General features: G+C 66.3%; 5 protein-coding genes and 1 tRNA gene. 3 read left to right on the top strand and 3 right to left on the bottom strand.

Annotated features, from left to right (window positions below):
- Positions 1–68: 68 nt before the first annotated feature.
- Positions 69–1046, top strand: coding sequence for an S-methyl-5-thioribose-1-phosphate isomerase (gene mtnA, locus A5706_RS22295; protein ID WP_068135406.1), 978 nt, complete (start codon positions 69–71; stop codon positions 1044–1046).
- Between the two features lie 17 nt (positions 1047–1063).
- Here mtnA and A5706_RS22290 read toward each other — a convergent pair.
- Positions 1064–1137: transfer RNA gene (locus A5706_RS22290), tRNA-Gly, on the bottom strand.
- Positions 1138–1367: 230 nt separating this feature from the next.
- Positions 1368–1673, bottom strand: a complete 306-nt coding sequence (locus tag A5706_RS22285; protein ID WP_068135402.1) for a DUF732 domain-containing protein — start codon at positions 1671–1673, stop codon at positions 1368–1370.
- Positions 1674–2013: 340 nt separating this feature from the next.
- On the opposite strand from A5706_RS22285, the gene A5706_RS22280 reads away from it, so the two are divergent.
- A complete protein-coding gene (locus A5706_RS22280; RefSeq protein ID WP_068135409.1) occupies positions 2014–2649 on the top strand; it encodes a hypothetical protein in 636 nt (211 codons plus the stop codon).
- 41 nt (positions 2650–2690) lie between these two features.
- Entirely contained in the window at positions 2691–3263 is a 573-nt protein-coding gene (dcd, locus tag A5706_RS22275; RefSeq protein WP_068110170.1) for a dCTP deaminase, read from the top strand.
- On the opposite strand, the gene A5706_RS34510 is transcribed toward dcd, so the two are convergent.
- The coding region (locus tag A5706_RS34510) for a hypothetical protein (protein WP_231985379.1) at positions 3256–3444 on the bottom strand (189 nt) is incomplete at its 5' end. The genes dcd and A5706_RS34510 overlap by 8 nt on opposite strands.

The following is a 3444-nucleotide window of genomic DNA, read 5'->3' as shown; positions in this document are numbered from 1 at the left end:
TGTATCCGAATCCTGGCGAAGCTGTGTAGGCCTTAAGAAGCGCGAGCCGGGCGGGCTAGGGTCGGCTGGTGCGCAGGACCATCGACTGGGACGGCGACGCGGTCACGATCATCGACCAGACCGCGTTGCCCGCCGACTATCGCGAGCGCACCCTGCGCACCGTCGACGAGCTCATCGACGCGATCCGCCGCCTGGCGGTTCGCGGCGCCCCGGCGCTGGGTGCGGCGGGCGCCCTTGGCGTCGTGCTCGCCGTACAAGAGGGAGGCGACGTTCGGGCGGCCGCCGAACGAGTCGCGAAGGCGCGACCGACCGCCGTCAACCTCAGCTGGGGAGTTGCGCGTGCGCTCGAAAAGCTCGACGCGGGCGCCGCAGCCGTTCTTGCCGAGGCGCTGGAAATCCTTGACGAGGACGAACGCCTCAACCGCGCCGCGTCGGCCCACGCCGCCAAGATCGTCCTTCGGCTATGCGATCGCCGCCCGCTGCGGCTGCTCAGCCACTGCAACGCCGGTCACCTCGCCACCGTGGCGTGGGGCAGCGCGCTCGGCGTCGTCTGGCACCTGCACGAACGCCGGCTCGTCGAGTCGGTGCTGGTCGACGAGACCCGCCCGCTGCTGCAGGGCGCCCGGCTGACGGCGTGGGAGCTGGCGCAGGCGGGCGTGCCCTACCGGGTGCAGCCGGACGGTGCCGCGGCGGCGGCGATGGCGCGCGGCCTCGTCGACTGCGTGCTCGTCGGCGCCGATCGGATCGCGGCCAACGGCGACGTCGCCAACAAGATCGGCACCTACGGCCTGGCCATCGCGGCGCGTCATCACGGCGTGCCGCTCGTCGTGGTCGCCCCGTCGTCGACGATCGACGCATCGCTGCCCACCGGCGCGGAGATCGCGATCGAGGAACGCGCGCCCGAGGAACTCCGGACGTTCGCCGGCACCGCGATCACCCCGGCAGACGCGGGCGTCTTCAACCCTGCGTTCGACGTAACGCCGGCCGATCTGGTCACCGCGGTCGTCACCGAACACGGCCGCTACCGGCCTGCTGACGAACGCTGAAGAGACCCGTCATGAGTTGGAGCCGATGACGGGAATCGAACCCGCGTATTCAGCTTGGGAAGCTGATGTTCTGCCATTGAACTACATCGGCGCGGTCGCTGTGAGCTGCGCAGACCTTTACAGCGGTGACAGTCTAGCGGCTCGGTGACTGGCCGCGGCAGAACCCGGCTCGAAACCCGCCTTGCGCGCGTCTGCTGGACCCGCGAAGACCACGGCCCGCCGATTTGCACACGACGTACTGCCTTTGGCAGTGGCCAGGCGCAAGGCATTCACGAGCCTGATGCGCTATGGCTCAGCTGTGGCGGCGCGCGGAGGCGGAGTTCAGGACTTGTGCTTTTCGGGGCAGTATTCCGCGGTGGCAGCGAGGACGAACAGCCTGGCTTGATTCTGGTCCATCCGTAGCTTCAGCTGGTCGACCTCATCGTTCTGGGTGTACCCGGCGGAAAGATCCTGGCACATCGTGCGGCCCATGTTCCCGGTCTGGGACGCGTTACCAACGTGAATGCCGTTCGACGCCAGGTAGTTGGTAAATTCTGCGTCTTTGTCGTCGGCGTTGGCGACGGCTGCGGGCGCCAGCATCAGGACCATCGCGGCGCCGAGCATGCATCCACACATCTTCTTGGTCATTTCCCCACCACCTTCAAGCTCCACATGACACTCCGAACGAGACGGGGCACCCGAAGCAACGCTTAGAGCTTCCCTCAGTCGTCTAGTTCCCGTCGCTGGGGCGTTACTGGTCGCTAGTTCCAAAGTTCAACCGAGCGTTCATCTTTCGTTTCGGCCGAGTTTGTCCACGACCGCACGGTCAAGCACTCACAGCAAACCCGCCAGTCGGCCGCACCCGAGCCGCGGGCCGTGGGCGCCGATCCGCCACACAAAGCATCCGGCGAATGGCGCTAATGGCCCTGACCTGCTCTATAGCCATTCGATGTTTATTATTTCGTGATCTACCCGTAATGTGCTGGGCGTGGGTCGGCATCGGTTAGCCAAGAAGCGGCGAAAGTCGCCAGTAGTCCTGGCTGCGCTACTCGCCCCCGCCACCATCTTCTTCGCCGCCGCCGGCGACGTCCGTCCATTGGCCGCCCGTGAAGTTGCCAAGCCCGTTATCGGCGACGTCGAGCCGTGCTGCCTGCAAATCGTCACGGCCGCAGCGAATACGTCCGCTAAAGCGCCCGACACCCGGCTGGCCGCCGCGTCGAGGTATCACACCCGGTCCCGCTTCCTGCCCGTCGGGATCGCGCCGGAGCAGGGCCTGCAGGTTCGGACGATCCTGGTCGAGCGCGCCATCAGCGTGGCGTTTCCCCAGATCCACCAGATCGGCGGTGTGCGACCGGATCCGCTGCCCTGGCACCCCCTCGGCCTGGCCATCGACGTGATGATTCCGGACCCCGGCAGCTCCGAGGGCATTGCGTTGGGGAACGCGATCGTCGCGTACGTGATGAAGAACGCGTCGCGCTTCGGCATCCAGGACGCAATCTGGCGTGGCGTCTACTACACGCCCGGCGGAGCGCAAGCCAGCAGGCTCGGCCACTACGACCACGTCCACGTCACGACCACCGGCGGCGGCTACCCCAAGGGGGGCGAAGAGTACCTCGCCGACTGAAGCCCGGACGACGGGCCGGTAGCAGCGGATAGGCTCAGCGGGTGCTGCTCTCCGATCGCGATCTCCGGGCCGAAATCACGTCCGGCCGCTTGGGCATCGACCCGTACGACGAAACCTTGGTTCAGCCGTCGAGCATCGACGTGCGCCTCGACTGCATGTTCCGGGTGTTCAACAACACCCGCTACACCCACATCGACCCGGCGAAGCAGCAGGACGAGCTGACCAGCCTGGTGCAACCCGTCGACGGGGAGCCGTTCGTGCTGCATCCCGGGGAGTTCGTGCTCGGCTCGACGCTGGAGCTGTTCACCCTGCCCGACGATCTGGCCGGTCGGCTGGAGGGCAAGTCGTCGCTGGGCCGGCTGGGTCTGCTGACCCATTCGACCGCCGGCTTCATCGACCCCGGCTTCAGCGGGCACATCACCCTTGAGCTGTCGAACGTCGCGAACCTTCCGATCACCCTGTGGCCGGGAATGAAGATCGGTCAGCTGTGCATCCTGCGGTTGACCAGTCCGGCGGAACACCCGTACGGCAGCTCCCGCGTAGGGTCGAAGTATCAGGGTCAGCGGGGACCGACGCCGTCGCGCTCGTACCAGAACTTCATAAGGTCTACATAGCTAAGACAGCGCCCCGCCACAGCGTATTTACGCGAAGATGTAGTGGTCCGTGGTTACCGCCCCGCTCGGCCATGGCTTCGCCAGCAATACCTTTGGAGGGGGTTGTATTGGACATCGTGCTCGGCGTGTCGATGGCACCGGCGTCGATCCAGATGGTCGTCTTGGAAGGCGAAAACGCCGA

It is taken from the genome of Mycobacterium sp. E796 (assembly GCF_001672815.1).
In the GTDB taxonomy this organism is placed as follows: Bacteria; Actinomycetota; Actinomycetes; order Mycobacteriales; family Mycobacteriaceae; genus Mycobacterium.
The sequence above is the reverse complement of the archived record's forward strand: the minus strand, read 5'-3'. Positions and strand labels throughout refer to the sequence as shown.

Excerpts from the sequence above, each read along its gene's own strand:
- A5706_RS22285 (WP_068135402.1), bottom strand. The coding sequence starts at position 1,673 with ATGACCAAGAAGATGTGTGGATGCATGCTCGGCGCCGCGATGGTCCTG.